Origin of the sequence: Aeromonas rivipollensis (assembly GCF_010974825.1) — a bacterium.
Classification (GTDB): Bacteria; Pseudomonadota; Gammaproteobacteria; order Enterobacterales; family Aeromonadaceae; genus Aeromonas; species Aeromonas rivipollensis.
In genome coordinates, this window is the sequence record NZ_JAAILA010000011.1 from 1 (window position 1) to 15633 (window position 15633).

Consider the following 15633-nt stretch of genomic DNA (forward strand, 5'->3'; position numbering starts at 1 on the left):
ATTCGGAACAGCTATTTAGAGTTAAATCAACGATTTAATTCATTTTTCTATGCAGGATCTTTGAAAAATGCAGTAGAAAAACGGAGAAGTACATGACCTTTAGTTTAGCTCAAACAGCTAGTGCAGAAACCACACTAAAAGCACCTGCTGAAGCAGATCAGAACCTGCGGGATATCACTGAACTGGCGTGTTATATCTGTGATGCACCAGTGGCTATGGTGACGCGAACCGATGACACAAAGCTGAATCTAATTGCAAAAGTTGGTATTTCGCGTACCTCTGTATTAATTAAAGAGTCCTTTTGCGTGTATGCAATGGAAACACCTGATGCGGTAATGGTGGTCCCTGACGCTACTTTAGATCACAGATTCAGTACCAATGCTATGGTGATTTCAGGACCTGGCTACCGATTTTATGCTGGCTCGCCGCTGATTGATCCCGAAGGTGCAGTGATTGGTACTATTTGTGTCTATGATCATGTTCCTAAGCAGCTGAACCAGCGGCAGATAAGCTCTTTGCAGGCTCTGTCCAGACAAGTGATCGCCATACTGGAGCTGAAAAAAGTCGGCGAACAATTACATAATACCAGCATGACGGATGCGCTGACAGGGGTGAACAACAGAAGAGCTTTTGACCTCAAGTTTGAAGCTGAATTTGCTCGCTGGCAAAGAACAGGACAATCTTTTGTACTGGCATTGATTGATATTGATCACTTTAAGAGTTTTAACGACAGCTATGGTCATGCCGCAGGAGATGAGGCACCGAGTCAAGTCGCGGCTCTGTTTCAGCGCCATAGCAGGAACTATGACTTTTTCGCCCGTTATGGTGGTGAAGAGTTTGTGCTGATCCTGCCAGGCACAGACACAGCGTCCGCAAATAAAACACTGGAAAAGTTAAGGCTGGTAGTGGCTAACCATGAGTGGTTATTACGACAATTAACGGTCAGCATAGGTTTGGCCAGCGCTGATTTATTTGACGACAAAAAGCAGTTGCTCGAAGTCGCCGATCAGATGTTATACAAAGCTAAAACCCAAGGCCGCAATCAAACCAGTGTGTTCGCCACACTGTAAGAGATCTGTTCATGCTGCGCTGATCTCAAGACCTCATAAAAACTGAGGTCTTGCTTCGGTCGATAAGCTGGTCTGATATTGGCATTATTTATTCCTTTCAAATACATGGGTAATGCGACTTACACAGATTTTTTATGCTCTCTTGGACTCCATGTGAAGGAGATCGTCACATTCTTTACATATAGAAAATAGAGTTCTTTAGCCAGCTGCAATTTCAGATTAACCGATTCGGTAAGCTTTCTGCATTTCCGGAGACAACTTTTTTAGCCAGCTTGAGAGACTGAAGCCTTTTCTATCGGTACTATTTAATTTAGTAAAATACAGATGTTCATCCCAGCGAGGACCGAAATCTACTTCTGCAAGACTTACAAGCTGTTTGTTTCTGCGAAGACGATGCTTTTGATGGTAATCTTCGGCGGGCCAAAAATAACCATTTTGTTCTCCGGCCTCAATCACCTCGGGAGATTTCTCCTTTCCAATCGCTTGAATCAGTTCTTCAGCTACTTGTTTTTGCTCCAGATCAAAAACAAAAAGTATCTGGCGATACTGGCCCTGCTTTCTACCATGAACAGACCATGATTCAAAACTTCCAAGAAGTTCCCTGTAGCTGATTTGGTCTTTATCGTAGATCACTCTGACGACTTCGGCGTGTCCGTTGATGTTGCGGTAACTCGGATCCAGAGTTGATGCTCCAGCGTAGCCAACACGTGTTTGCACTACTCCCTGCGTCCCTCCAAAATTAGAATCCGGTCCCCAAAAGCAACCCATGCCGAAAACCGTTTGACTAAGCTTCCCGATTTTCAATGCTTCTTCGATTGCTTCAGGGGTTGCAAATTCATAGCTTTCAACACCGTCTTCTTTATTCATTTTTAGATCCGACATATTTTTCACCTAACTTTCAAAAATTGAAGCCACTCCCATTCCTCACGCCGTGCAAACGACGATAAGACCACGTTTTCCAACACCAGCTTGATGAAGTATCTTTGCTAAAACTCCGCAGCATGTTTCTTGGTAACACAACTGCGGAAAATTGCTGTAATCATTGATCTTACTGCTTATTAAGTTATTAATAATTCTAAAAAACTCATTATTTCATTGAAGCTTCCAACCACCTGTCAAGGTCCTTGAACTTGGGGTTTCTCAGCTTCTTTGTCCCAACCACTATTGTCGGGAAATTCAGCTTTCCGTTCGAATAGAGGGAGCACAGTTCATCAGCAGCCGCGTCGTCTTCATGAACATCCAAAAAAACAAACTGGCTCCCTTTTTCTTGCAAGTACGAATGGTAAATCTTGGTTTTATGGCAGTCTTTATGACCGAACAGCTTAATCAACACGAACGGCTCCTTTTTTCAAAAGGTTCACTTTCATAAACCCCCTCGATTTAAAAATTATTCTACAAACTTCAATGACTCCGAGTTAATACAGAATCGGACCCCTGATGGCTCAGGACCGTCTGGAAAAGCGTGCCCCAGATGGGCTTCGCACACATTGCATAGCACTTCGATTCTGCGCCCGAAGGTCGTATCCAGTTCATATTGAATTACGTTGTCTGCGACTGGCTCAGAAAAACTCGGCCATCCCGTTCCCGAATCGAACTTTAGGTTCGAGTCAAAGAGTTCGGTGTCGCAGCCCACACAGGCGTACCTTCCAGCTTCATAAAATGAACAGAGTTCTCCGGTGTGCGCGCGTTCGGTGCCTTTCATCCGCATGACCCGAAATTGCGCTGGCGTCAGAATTTCTTTCCACTCTTCCTCGCTCTTTTCTACTTTTTTGGGAGGCGCGGGAGTGCCGTTATCCAGGTAGTTGTAAATGCTTTTCCAATTGAACATATATTTGCTCCTTTATTTTAGGGTTCACTCTTTAGCTATCAATCCACGAGAAGAAGTCTGTAGCACTACCAATGAATTCTCCATCCACAAAAACTTGCGGTACAGTTTGGAGATTTGTTCTTTCCTTCAACTCCAGGTAAGTCTTCGGATCGTCGTCTACGCGAATTTGTTTGAAATCGACCTTTTCAGCAGTTAGGTAATTCTTCACGCGTGCGCAAAATGGACAATGGTCTTTCGTATAAATAACAACATTCTTAAGTGCTTTCATTTTTTCCTCGTTCATTTGGTTCATGATTTAGTCTCTTTCAAAATGGCAAGAGTATCCGCTGGGATTCCTCTGCAAATAGTTTTGGTGATATGCCTCAGCGTCGTAGAATTCTTTTTCCAGGGTGACGGTCGTGACCACTTCATTCTCGAAGCGACCGATCTCATTGACCTCATCAATCACGTTTTCGATAATCGCTTTCTGTGCATCGTCACGATAGAACGCTGCCGAGCGATACGAAGTGCCAACATCATTTCCTTGGCGATTCTTCGTAGTCGGATCATGGATTTTGAAAAAGTAATGTAGAATCTCTTCGAGAGATATTTCGTCTTGGTCGTATTCCACGCGAACCGCTTCGGCGTGCCCCGTTTTCCCTGTTATAATATCGGCGTAGGTAGGATCATCAAAATCTCCGCCAGAGTAGCCCACCTTCGTTGACGTCACACCGTCCAGACTCCTAAGGAGGTCTTCGAGACCCCAAAAACACCCTCCGGCAACGATCACATAATCTAGTTTCATAAAGCCTCCTTAGTTTTCATCCACTTACTGATTAGACTGACTTTACAGCATGTAAAATAGATATAATATGTTCAATAGTTCGTATAACATGACCTATTGGACAGTTTACGTAGGAGCTATATATGGATGTTCTCAGTGAAATTTTAGATAAGGTAGAGCTTACTAGCAGCTACTGGTATAGAACCTCATTTGCGGGAGACTGGGGCATCAGCCTCCCGCAGGAAGAGAATCTAGCGAGATTTCACATCGTGACTCATGGCGAGTTTTGGTATGAGGTGCCAAAACTTAAACTTAAAGCATTGGCGGAGCAGGGCGATATTTTGATCTTTTTCAAAGGGATGGAGCACACCATGGCCAGTGCACCAAAAATCAAGGCCGAGCCTGCGGTCGAATTTAGAGCTAAAGCCAACCTCACCGAAGCTCAAGTTTTGGAATACGGTGATCAGAGCAAGCTCAAAGCCAACGTCGTTTGCGGACATTTTTGTTTTAATGGCGGACCCGATCATCCATTCTTAAATTCGCTGCCAAATGTCGTGCATATCAAGAGTGCTGATAACTCCCACTCGCCTTGGCTTGCCATGCTTTTAAGTATTATAGAGCAGGAAGCAAAATCAGGGCTTCCTGGAAGCAACACGTTAGTCAGAAAGCTGACCGAAATTATCTTCGTGCAAGCGTTAAGAATCCACATGTACAAATCCAATAAAAATGCTGGATTCTTCAAACTGATCGAAAATCCGCAACTCAGCAAAACCTTGGAGGCTATTCATCATAGTCTCGATAAAAAATGGGGTCTTGACGATCTCGCCGGGATTGCGGGGATGTCGCGTACGAGCTACAGCGTCAAATTTAAGGAGCTGTCAGGCATGACACCTCTTGATTATTTAACCTATTGTCGGCTTGAAAAAGCAAAGCAGCTGCTTAAAGAATCCGGTAAGTCTGTTCCCGAAGTGAGTGAAGCCATTGGGTATCCGGCACATGAACACTTTCAAAAGTTGTTTAAGAAAAAAATTGGCAAAACTCCTAGCGCGTACAGAAAAGAAAATTCTGAAAAGGTGTAAAAATGAATATCTATAACTCTCCTGTTACCAAAATAGCTTTCTGGGTCATAGTCATTGGTGGTGCGGCTTGCCTGCTTATCCCTTTGTTTGCACCTCTTCTTCCGCTGCAATATTTGAAAGGTTATGGCGAAATAGGAGATGTTCTTGGAGGTATTTCAAGCCCATTTGTACAAATTCTGGGTTCAGTGCTTCTCTTTCTGGTGTTAAAAGCTCAGATTGACGCTAATGGCATCCTCCATCAGCAAATCGAAAAGGAATATACGAAGGAGCAACTGAGGCACGAGTTGAATCAGCTTCACGAACTTTATATGTTCGTCGAAAGAAACATTAAAAATTTTAGCTACGATCAGGAAAAGATGATTGATGGCAAGTCGCAAATGATCCTTTTGCATTCCCGGCGAGCGATTAAATGTTTCATTGAGGATCTAGAGAGCTTAGATGTTGATATTCACAAAGATGACGACATTTTAAGGTTCGACGGGGTTAAAGAAATTATGAGCATTTTGAACAGCGTTGACCTATATTTCGACAAAATCAAAGACAGCGAGATTGCACCTTATCATAAGAGTTTTTATAAAACGCTTATGCAGCACGAACTTCTCTTCAGCGTTTTTCCTTATCAAGATCTCGACAATCAAGCGTACTTAAAACAAGAGCATTGCCCAGAGTGTGGTGAATATCATGCAAATTATCCGCCACTGATTTATGACCGGTTACAGAAAATTAAAAAAAGTTTCTCCTGATGTATTATGGATATTTATTCGGTATCGGTCCTACCAAAAAGCTATTTGTAGTATCTCGAGTACGTGCTGTGGTGTAGTAATTCCAATCTTAGAAAACTCAAAGCTTATTCTGAAACTATCGGAATTGTCGGTTGGGTGAGACTTAGTCGCCCCGTAAAGCCTTATCGGGGCGGCAAAGATAACTTTTTATATCACTGCTATTGATGACGTCCTTTGTTTACTAAAGTTGTAAGCCCTTATTCTTTGTTTTAGACCTTCAACCACTCCGGGCTTGTCACTAAATAACTGTGCGAAATAGTAGATCACTCAGGTAAGGGAACTCAATGCGGTTTGCGCGATCAGATCAGTCGTCAAACAAACCAAACCCACAAACGCATTGAGTATGAACAAAATAGCATTTTTGTACGGCGCTGAAACGCGCAGGTTAAAGAAAATTATTCATAAAACACGAGATAGAGACCTTTGCCGCCGTGCGAATGCCGTCTTGCTGGTGTTGAAAGGTAAAACCAAGTCAGAGGTTGCGAGCCTACTGCAAGCTGGCCGCTCATCGCTTAACCGCTGGTTGAAATGGTATGACGTTGCCGGTGTTGATGGTCTAAAAACTAAAGGCGTTGGTCGCCCCGTTAGGCAGAATCGGGATTTTATCTGTGGCGTGCTGAAAATATTGCTGAAGTACACGCCAAGGACGCTTGGATATCAGCGTTCACGCTGGAGTACTGAGTTGTTTGCGCTGTTACTGAACAAGTTATGCAACATTCAGATCCACAGTTCAACAATCAGACGCTGGTTGCCCAAAGCAGGAATTGTCTGGCGGCGAGCTGCGCCAACGCTTTATATCCAAGACCCGGATAAAAAGGAGAAACTGGCGGCTATCCGGGAGGCGCTGGCAGATAACAGTGTTGACCACCCGGTGTTTTACCAGGATGAAGTGGATATCCATCTGAATCCTAAAATCGGTGCAGATTGGGGGCTCCGTGGCGAACAGCGTAAGGTAGCAACACCAGGACAGAACAAGAAACATTATCTGGCGGGAGCATTACACGGCCAGACAGGGCAAATCGTTTATGTAGGTGGCGAGCGCAAGACCAGTGACTTATTTATTGAGTTGCTGGAAAAGCTTAAAGGCCAATATCGTCGGGCTAAGAGCATTCGGTTAATCGTGGATAATTACATCATCCACAAGAGCAAAAAAACGCAGAAGTGGCTGAGTGACAACCCAAAGTTCAAGTTACTGTTCTTGCCGGTTTATAGCCCATGGCATAACAAAATTGAAAAACTGTGGCATGCACTGCACGAAACGATAACCCGGAATCATCAGTGCAAAAACATGGATGATTTACTGGAGCAGGTTTACTACTTTATGGACACTGCCGCACCGTTTCCGGGCGGCAAGCATGGACTAAAGCGGGTGTATCACAATTAGGATCAGTTATTTAGTTACAGGATGTAAAGGATGTTGATACCTGAACAGTAACTCTACGACCTTAGTTTTCTTACCCAATGCTATAATGTTTTCAACATTATCTCCAGGGACAGAGAAAAAGAAAATAATGCTTAAATAATCCAGTAGACATACCCCGAGAGAAGAACCTGCAACACAGTGGATTAGATTATCAGTTACATCTGTCATAGATATATGTTTTCCTCTAATTAAATCTCTTACAAAAATGTCAGGTTTTACATCAAAGTGTATTTCTTTAAGCGCAGCCAAAATGTTTCCTGATATTGTATTTAGCCGTGTCAATAAATCGTGATTGATTAACGCTGATGCATAATTAATATCTTTAAGATTTGCTTTCATCATACCTTGATCTGCGTAGTCTGTAAGAAGGTTGTAATGAGTGGTGTGCCGTGCTATGGTGAAATTATAACAGTAGATTGCTTGTGCAATAATAGAATTATACGTATTGCCACCAAAAATGAGAGAGTGTTCTATATACTCAACTTCAGAAAGCCATGAGATGTCATTCTCTATTGATACATGAAATGATGGAATGATAGGGATTAAAACAATCCCTTGATGATTTATAATGTCGTTGACTTGAGGCATTAATGACATATGCTTTACTTCTTCTCTTTTAAGTCTGAGCATCAATCCGACTTTAAGCACTGCCAATGAATGCTTAATAAACCCAAACAATGGAAGACTTTCATGCTGCACATTATTAATTATATTTAATGCAGCATCAGGCTCATTACGTTTTATGCAGTCAAGTGCCTCAATGAGAGGTATGTATTGCATAAAGAATTTTTTAAGCTTATTAGGTTCATCATGCATTAATTTAGTGATGGATTTTACATTAACATTATTAAATATGAGAGTGTGTGCTTCAAAGAGACTATCTTTAGTATCTGATGAAGCTCCACCATCTATAATATCCATAGGAATGCAAAATTTAGGAGGAAGTGAGATCATCTTACCTAAATATGACTCTGCTACCAATAATGGCATCAAATCGTGCTCTATATTAGATAGAATGCAAAACCCAAATAATTCAAATATGTGATATGTTATTTTTTCTAAATATACCCTCCTTTTACTGCTTGTAAATATTTCCAGTGTATTACTATCATGCAAGTAAATGGATGATTCATTAAGAATTATATTGTCATAGTTTTCACTCAGTGCTGCATGAACACTTGAATGTAAATCGTCAAGTAGTGGGTCTTGTTTCTCAATAAGAATGTTATATGTGTTGTATAAATGAGCAATCATGCCTGTTTTATTTGCTATGTCCTGCAAGATTATTATGGCAGTGTAAGCAGAGATTATTGGTTGTATGCTGAATAACGAAGTGTCAATATTCTCACGAGAAAGCCTTTCACTACAAAACTCAAGTTTATCATGTAGTTTTGCACATGTTTGGTTGCCTTTCTTATAAAACTCCCCTAAATAAGAAAGTAGTTCTGGCATTAACAGGCTTGCATTGCTTAAATTGGTTTTTTTTAGTATTTCAGAATGTTTTTCGAAGTGATGCTGAATATATTCCCGCATATACCGCTGAGCCGTATTTTTGTTGAGTTTTTGTGTATCCCCATCAAGGGAAACTAAATTTTCCATGAAAAGGAGACGATCAAGATGATAATAGATAGAGTGTTCATTCGCATGCATTTTAAAAATATGGATGTCGACACACACTAAAGGGATTAATGCGTGGTTAATGTAATTTTCAAGTGGTTCATCGTAGAATACATCAAAAACATTAGGTTGCCTTGCTATAGCAGTATATATATTTTCAACTATATCAAAGTGATTGGACATCATTTCTGATGGTAAATTGCAGCCTATGTGCAGGCACCTAATTATTTTCTCTAACCTTGGCAAGCAATTTTCGTGGTCTGTTTTTGATAAAACTACATTTTGTAGTTCTTTACGGTGTGAATCAAAACTAGCTTTGCTAGCCTCCTCGTTTGGGCGAGCTTTGGTCCTGAGCCCAAGAGTTTTTTCAATCGAATAGATTAGCGCTGCGAAGGGGTGCTTTTTCATGATTTACCTTTTGGGTCCGTAGTTTGTCCCCCTGACACGTTACCCCGAGGTCCACCATAATGCGAGCTCATCCACTCAGACGTTAGAAGGACATCACGTAATGCAAGAAGTAATAGACCGCATCATTAGGATGCCGGAGCTTACAAAGATGATTAGCCTCGCTAGATCAACAATCTATGACAAGCTAAACGCCAAGTCTGCTCGGCATGACCCCAGCTTTCCCAAGGCGATAAAGCTTGGCAAGTCAGCCATAGGCTGGCGTCAGAGCGAGGTCAATCGATGGATCGTAACCAGGTCGCAAAGTAGTCAAATCATGGAGGTCAAAAATGAATCAACATAGAGCCATTGAAGATGTCATCGAGAGGTTAGATAAGTCCCTTTGGGATCCACTGGATGTCGTCGCCTATAGAACAAAGGCCCCGAGATTTATGATCTTGACTCAAATGTTGTCTGTAATGGCTATCGCATCGCAGCAGTTGGTAGATATTAGCCCCAAAAGCGAAATGAAAATCCCGGCATCGCTATACATTCTAATTCTAGCGGCTTCTGGTGAGAGAAAAAGTACGGTCGATAAGCTTCTCATGAAACCAGTTCGTGAATTTGAAAAATGCTTGGCTGAGCAGGTAGATGCTGCACAGCAGAAATATCAGATCGAACTGGAATTGTGGAATATGAAGAAAAAAGTGTTAAGTAAGGAATTAAATGAGATGTGTAAAAAAGGTGATGAGCAGCCCATTTTAATAGAGGCATGGCACACTCACCATACAAATATTCCTATAGCTCCGGTAGTTAAGAGGATTTTAGCTGAGGATATAACAGTCGCAAAGCTGAAGTCGATGTTATCTAGGAAGAATACGTCATTAGCTCTGGTGTCCGATGAAGCTGGGACACTACTGTCGAGTGACTTGATGAAAGATAATGCATTGTTTAACTCACTATGGTCAGGTCAAACTATACGTGTTGACAGAGCCAATGCCCCTGAAGTTCATATTGAAGGTGCTCGTTTGACTTTGAGCATGCAAATCCAGCCTGATATATATAGAACATTCAGAGATAGTAATGGTGATGCGATGAGGAGCTCTGGATTAGACGCTCGAATTCTACTGTGTGAGCCTGAGTCCGAGATTGGCTATCGTCAAGAAGATAGAGATGAGAGCGCATCACTAGATGATAAAATTAAATTAGGTAGATTTAGCTCAAGGATTGATGCATTACTGCAAGAAGGGCTCGAGATGAGAGCACAAGGCAAGGAACGTCATTGCCTGAATTTAACAGAGAGTGCTAAGAAAATTTGGAATGACAAGTTTAATGACATTGAATACGCAATGAGGGGCGGGGAATATTTGGAACACTATAAAGATTTTGGTTCAAAGTTTATGGAGCAGGCTTCGAGAATCGCGGCGGCACTTCATGTGTTTAAAAATAGAGACTACAGAAACGCACTTGTGACTCATGAGACTATGCAGACTGCCATTGAACTGGCTGAAATATATTTGCATCAAGCATTAATAATCTTTAGATCGCCCGAGGCTCGGGAGTTCGTGGACGAGACACATGTGAATAAGTTACTGGAGTGGATTATTCATAACTGGGATAATGTGTTGCTTTTAAAAAGTGACATTAGACGAAGTGGCCCGCATTGTGTACGTAATTCGGGTAAGCTAGAAGATGCAATAGAAGTTCTTATTGCTCGAGGAGATATCATTTGCTTTAAAAAGAAACAGTCAATTTATATTTCTTTATCTTGGAAGAAATACCCTAGGATTGTTAGGCGCTCTTTAGTCCGCACCCGTGATAAAATTTATGTTAGCGAGCTAGTAGAATATCAAGGAAGACGCCATTCAGGAATACCATCAGTTGAACTGTTTGAGAGACCGTTGATTGACATGAGAAATAAGCTCCGACACTAATGGTTGCACCATTCCCATACATCAAGGTTCAGTATTAACTGATTGCAGTACTCCGCTTAAGTAACTTAAGAGTGTTGTTATATAGGGCGGTATCATAACTGCATCTGAATCAGGAACCCTATGTTTATATTTTAGTATATATGTCCATTTGATTGAGGAGTGTATGGGTTTATTTAAATAAGCCATGATGCGGTATATGTAATATATATAGCAATACATATAGTAATACATATAGTAATACATACACTCTTATATACATCCATAGCCATGCACACTACTAACAATACATGCATCTATAGCTTGCAATCTAACGATGAGAGGAGCATGAAGACTACATGCCTCTAAGCATGTACCACTATGGATAGCATCCAGAGCATGGTGTATTTACTTAAGCAAAAAGCACATCTATTTATTTAATTCAATAACTATACCTCCGTGTCTATTCACCAAGGTAGGGACTCCTATGTTGAATCACTTAAAAAATTCAGTATTGAAGATGAAAGCACTTACTAAATTATACACAGATAGTTACGGCCCTATGAATAGTACTTATTTGAGGCGTAGCCTGGATGTCGTTTCCGGTACCTTGGCTAGGTATCCTCGTGTTTATGCTCTGCGTGTGGATCTGCGTTTTGCTAGTGAGTCGCCTGAAGATGATACGGATACGCTGACTTGTTTACAGCGTTCAGATTCATCAGTGATCACTCGCTTTATGGAGTCACTGAAAAGCCAATTACGTGCAGACCATTACCGTCAGAAACGGCGTGGTTTACCGTCATTACCAACCGTTATCTGGTGTCGGGAGCAGGAGTCATCGGCATCACCACATTACCACCTGATGTTGCTATTTAACAAAGATGTTTATGCCTTCTTGGGAGATTATCGGGATTATGATGCCAACAACATGGGAACTCGGATCCAGAAGGCGTGGTGCAGCGCGTTGGGCCTCCCATACCCTGATAATGCAACGCTGGTTAACTTCCCTGTAAATCCACAATACAAGTTTGACCGTAATTCAGCGCGAAACTTAGATGAAAATTTCAGTGCATTTTTATTTCGTATGGCTTATCTGAGTAAACAAAGAACGAAGGTTGTTGATGGACAACGCAACTTCGGTTGCAGTCAAGTACGATAAGACGCTTGAGCACGTCAGTGCTCATTAGTATGCTATAGAACAATCCCTGCATATTTAATTAAAGGATATCTATGAGTGAATTTCTGAAAGTGCTGCTGAACATCCGCAGTCTACGTGCAGCAATGCGTGAGTTGTCTCTGGAACAACTCCAAGAAGCCCACGAGAAGATTGAATCGATTTATCTGGAGCGTCTGGAGCACGCAGAGAAAGAGCAAGCAGCCAATGCAGAACGTCAGCAAAAGCTGGCTGAGTTCCAAGCGATGTTGGCTCAGGCTGGTATTGACCCGACTGAGTTGGTAGGCTGTGCCCCAGCAGCAGCGACTGCGGCTAAAGCGAAACGAGCACCTCGGCCCCCGAAATACCGTTACGTTGAAAATGGCGTAGAGAAAACCTGGACCGGTCAGGGCCGTACACCCAAGTTCTTGGCTGAGCAACTCGAGCAAGGTCGTCAGCTGGATGACTTCCTCATCTAAATAGACAAGGCCATGCCCTCACGGTGTGGCCTTTCTTTTTACGTGCTTCGTGGCTAATTAGTGCCAGCTCTCGTTGTGACGAACCAGGAATATTCGGTAATGATCTGTCGCATGACAGAGGCCAGCTCTAATGACATTATTCAAAACATCCTTTAGCATGCGCATGATGCTGGCTTAGCTCAGTAGGTCACCAGTTCAATTCCTCTCGTCAGCACTACGATAACCACCGAGTTCCTCATAGCCGATCCTGATGCCAGCCATAAAAGACTTCATGTACAGAACCTTAAGCGGCAAGCGAATTAATAATACCGTCTAACGTGTTGTTTTGCTTGGATTTTCTCTGCCTACTCTTTTTGCCGTTTTTGGATAAATACACCATTGCCCACTCCAACTTCTCTGTTATTTCCTGCCACGCACCATGGATGATGCTCGCCAATATCGGCATTAACCAAAGCGCGCTGTTTTTGGCAATCTTCAGCATCGATAACTCCGCGCTGCCAATCAGCGTCAGCGCCAGCCGACGTTTGACCAGCAAGGCCAGCAAACTAGCCCAGATCAAGCCTTCCGCTATCGCTTTTTGTCGTGTCGCGAACGCCTTCAACCGGTTATGTGATTTCAGCTCTTTGAACAACAGTTCGATCTGCCTGCGTATTCCGGCGAAGTTGAACAGCCATTCCGGCCAACGTGAACACCCTGATCCTTAACGCGCTCACGTCACCCCGTTTCTAACTCGAGTGTTCAGATTGGGTCAACTCACTTCTCCTCTTTCTCATCGATTCTCCCTTCAGTGACAGCCGGTGAGCGTTGTGCATCAGCCGGTCCAGGATCGCATCTGCCAGAGTGTTGTCCCCCAAGCTCGCGTACCACTCTTCCGTTGGCAGCTGACTGACCACGACCGTCGAGTATTTCCCGTACCGATCATCCATGATCTCCAGCAGGGCGTTGCGCTGCTCGGCATTCACCGCTTCCAGTCCCCAGTCATCCAGGATCAGCAGCTCTATCCTTGCCAGTTGACCCAGCAGTCTGGCGTAACTGCCATCTACCTTGGCCTGGCTCAGCTCAAGTAGCAGACGCGGCAGCCGGTAGTAACGAGTGCTGTGCCCCTGCTGACAGGCTTGGTAGCCCAGCGCACAGGCTAGGTAGGTTTTTCCGCAGCCACAGGGGCCGGTAATGAGCAGGTTCTGGCCCCGGCGCAGCCACTCTCCTTGGGCCAGGTTTGCCACCTGTGACCGCTCCAGGTTGCGTGCAGACTGGTAGTCCACCTCTTGCACCGTGGCCTGGAGTTTGAGCCTCGCCTGCTTGACCAGCCGAGCTTGTTTACGCTGCTCCCGGCTCAGTTGTTCGTGTTCGACCAGCAGGCTTAGCCGCTCGATGAAGGGCAGCCCTTCGTAGGTACTTGCCTGTTCCAGTTGTTGTTGCACGGCATCCGCCATGCCGGTCAGTTTCAGGTGTCTCAAGCGGGTCAGCGTTTGTTGGGTCATGGGACGTATCCTCTTTAGTGGAAGCTCTGGGGGCCACGGATGTTCTCGTGCTCTTGCGGTAACTCTGGGTAGCTCAGCGGGCTTGCGGGCAGTTGGTCGCGGCCACTGGTCAGCACCGACTTGAGCTGTTTGAGTCGCACCAGACCTTCCCGGTTGGCCAACTGGCAACAGGCTTCAACCCGTGATGGCGGATACTCCCGGCTAAGACTCAGCAGCCCCAGGCAGAGTCGGTATGCCTGCTCGGCATGGGCTTTCTCTTCCAACCGTTCGCTAACCCAGCACAAGGTGCTCGGTCCGATGTCAGCAGCCCACTGTTTAAGACGCCCTGGGGTCCAGCGTTGCTGCTTGCTGTGACGTTCCGGCATGTGCTCAGGGAGCGTGCTCATCCCCGGGATGGTTTTACGTGGATGGCTCGCGACCAGCTGTTGCTGGTGATAGACCTGAAGCAGGGTATCGCCCGCATGGAGCTCCAGTTGCTGACCCACATACTGGTGTGGCACCGAGTAATGGTGCTGCTCATAACTGACGTGATAGTCGATGTTGACCTTGACCGTTTTGATGGCGACATAGCGATAGGGATGCACCGGCAGTGGTCCCAGTGCCGGGCGGTCCAACTGCTCAAATGCGTCACGTCGGTTACCGGGCAGTTGCTTGAACGGACGCTCGTTGAGTTCGTTCAGCAAGGCACGGATGCACTGGTTGAGTTCGGCAAGCGAGAAGAAGGTCTGATGGCGTAGACGGGCCAGGATCCAGCGCTCGACGATCTGCACACCCACCTCCGCCTTGGCCTTGTCCTTGGGCTTGTAAGGACGAGCTGGCATCACCGCCACCTGATAGTGCTCGGCCAACTGCTGGTAGCTGGGGTTGAGCTCGGGATCGTATCGGCAAGCCTTGCTGACACCGCTCTTGAGGTTGTCGGGGATCAGCAGTGCCGGTGTCCCGCCGAAAAACTCAAAGGCACGGACATGGCTTTGCAGCCAGTCCGGCAGTGACTGTGACCAGGTGGCCTCGGCAAAGGTGTAGTTGGACGCACCGAGCACGGCGACAAAGACTTGTGCCTGACGGACCTCACCCGTGGTCGGCGACACGATGGGCACCGTGGGCCCGCAGTAGTCGATAAAGAGCTTTTCCCCCGCCTTGTGGATCTGGCGCATGGAGCGCTTTTGCAACTGACACCAGGACTTGTAACGGTCACAGAACTGGGAGTAGCTGTAACAGCTATTGGGATAGCGCTGGGTGTACTCCTCCCAGAGCAGCTGTTTGGAGACCCCCTTGCGCTTGAGCTCCTGATGGACAGAGGGCCAATCCGGCACAACATGGCGGGCCGAGATGGTGGTATCGGCCTGCGGATAGAACAGGGCAGCCAGTCGGCCATCATCAAGCTCGGTAGGTAAGGGCCAGGTAAGGCCGAGCGCCTGGGCACTTTTGAGGAGTTTCTGGATGGAGCCGACACTGACCTTGGTACAGATACTGATTTGGCGAACAGAGAGGTCAGCTTCCAGCCGCAGTCGCAGTACTTCACGAATTTTACGCATTGCAATCCTCTTGGCAGACATAGGCTCTTCCCTGGCAAAAGGGAGAGCGTATCAAAGGTTTTTAAATCAATGCGTTAAGGATGATTCCGGTGAATGTGAACAGTGATTCCGGGATGTTGAACACTGTTT

General features: G+C 44.8%; 16 protein-coding genes and 1 pseudogene. 8 read left to right on the top strand and 9 right to left on the bottom strand.

The window, feature by feature from the left end:
* Positions 1-92: 92 nt before the first annotated feature.
* A complete protein-coding gene (locus G4923_RS07700; RefSeq protein ID WP_163136446.1) occupies positions 93-1070 on the top strand; it encodes a sensor domain-containing diguanylate cyclase in 978 nt (325 codons plus the stop codon).
* Between the two features lie 219 nt (positions 1071-1289).
* Here G4923_RS07700 and G4923_RS07705 read toward each other — a convergent pair whose 3' ends face one another.
* The 5 genes from G4923_RS07705 to msrA form a co-directional block, all read right to left on the bottom strand.
* Positions 1290-1937 (bottom strand): peptide-methionine (S)-S-oxide reductase MsrA, encoded by a 648-nt coding sequence (locus tag G4923_RS07705; RefSeq protein ID WP_223846397.1) that lies wholly within the window; start codon positions 1935-1937, stop codon positions 1290-1292.
* A gap of 220 nt (positions 1938-2157) precedes the next feature.
* On the bottom strand, positions 2158-2403 hold the full coding sequence (locus G4923_RS07710; protein ID WP_011711656.1) for a glutaredoxin family protein: 246 nt from the start codon (positions 2401-2403) through the stop codon (positions 2158-2160).
* 54 nt (positions 2404-2457) lie between these two features.
* Positions 2458-2898, bottom strand: a complete 441-nt coding sequence (msrB, locus tag G4923_RS07715; RefSeq protein ID WP_005403705.1) for a peptide-methionine (R)-S-oxide reductase MsrB — start codon at positions 2896-2898, stop codon at positions 2458-2460.
* 31 nt (positions 2899-2929) lie between these two features.
* Entirely contained in the window at positions 2930-3190 is a 261-nt protein-coding gene (locus G4923_RS07720) for a glutaredoxin (protein WP_005403706.1), read from the bottom strand.
* 3 nt (positions 3191-3193) lie between these two features.
* Positions 3194-3682, bottom strand: coding sequence for a peptide-methionine (S)-S-oxide reductase MsrA (msrA, locus tag G4923_RS07725; protein WP_069785042.1), 489 nt, complete (start codon positions 3680-3682; stop codon positions 3194-3196).
* 122 nt (positions 3683-3804) lie between these two features.
* Here msrA and G4923_RS07730 point away from each other — a divergent pair, with 122 nt between their 5' ends.
* From G4923_RS07730 to G4923_RS07740, 3 genes are all read left to right on the top strand, one after another.
* Complete coding sequence (locus G4923_RS07730) at positions 3805-4740, top strand: AraC family transcriptional regulator (protein WP_069785041.1); 936 nt, start codon at positions 3805-3807, stop codon at positions 4738-4740.
* Between the two features lie 2 nt (positions 4741-4742).
* Complete coding sequence (locus tag G4923_RS07735; protein ID WP_011711659.1) at positions 4743-5483, top strand: hypothetical protein; 741 nt, start codon at positions 4743-4745, stop codon at positions 5481-5483.
* Between the two features lie 382 nt (positions 5484-5865).
* Positions 5866-6906, top strand: coding sequence for an IS630 family transposase (locus G4923_RS07740; RefSeq protein ID WP_163136448.1), 1041 nt, complete (start codon positions 5866-5868; stop codon positions 6904-6906).
* 6 nt (positions 6907-6912) lie between these two features.
* Here G4923_RS07740 and G4923_RS07745 read toward each other — a convergent pair whose 3' ends face one another.
* A complete protein-coding gene (locus tag G4923_RS07745) occupies positions 6913-8970 on the bottom strand; it encodes a hypothetical protein (protein ID WP_163136450.1) in 2058 nt (685 codons plus the stop codon).
* 100 nt (positions 8971-9070) lie between these two features.
* Between G4923_RS07745 and G4923_RS07750 the strand changes: the two genes are divergently transcribed.
* From G4923_RS07750 to G4923_RS07765, 4 genes are all read left to right on the top strand, one after another.
* Positions 9071-9310 (top strand): helix-turn-helix transcriptional regulator, encoded by a 240-nt coding sequence (locus G4923_RS07750; protein WP_163136452.1) that lies wholly within the window; start codon positions 9071-9073, stop codon positions 9308-9310.
* Positions 9297-10880 (top strand): YfjI family protein, encoded by a 1584-nt coding sequence (locus G4923_RS07755; protein WP_163136454.1) that lies wholly within the window; start codon positions 9297-9299, stop codon positions 10878-10880. Before G4923_RS07750 ends, G4923_RS07755 begins: the two co-directional genes overlap by 14 nt.
* A gap of 463 nt (positions 10881-11343) precedes the next feature.
* A complete protein-coding gene (locus G4923_RS07760) occupies positions 11344-12015 on the top strand; it encodes an inovirus Gp2 family protein (protein ID WP_163136456.1) in 672 nt (223 codons plus the stop codon).
* A 71-nt stretch (positions 12016-12086) separates the two neighbouring features.
* On the top strand, positions 12087-12488 hold the full coding sequence (locus G4923_RS07765; RefSeq protein ID WP_113070549.1) for an H-NS family histone-like protein: 402 nt from the start codon (positions 12087-12089) through the stop codon (positions 12486-12488).
* Positions 12489-12771: 283 nt separating this feature from the next.
* Here the strand turns inward: G4923_RS07765 and G4923_RS07770 are convergent.
* The 3 genes and pseudogenes from G4923_RS07770 to istA all read right to left on the bottom strand — a co-directional run.
* Positions 12772-13137 (bottom strand): annotated as a pseudogene (locus G4923_RS07770) (IS4 family transposase); the annotation flags it as partial.
* A 76-nt stretch (positions 13138-13213) separates the two neighbouring features.
* A complete protein-coding gene (gene istB, locus G4923_RS07775; RefSeq protein ID WP_000194037.1) occupies positions 13214-13969 on the bottom strand; it encodes an IS21-like element ISAs29 family helper ATPase IstB in 756 nt (251 codons plus the stop codon).
* 14 nt (positions 13970-13983) lie between these two features.
* Positions 13984-15525: an IS21-like element ISAs29 family transposase gene (gene istA / locus G4923_RS07780; RefSeq protein WP_001274811.1), complete on the bottom strand. Its 1542-nt coding sequence runs from the start codon at positions 15523-15525 to the stop codon at positions 13984-13986.
* Positions 15526-15633 lie beyond the last annotated feature (108 nt).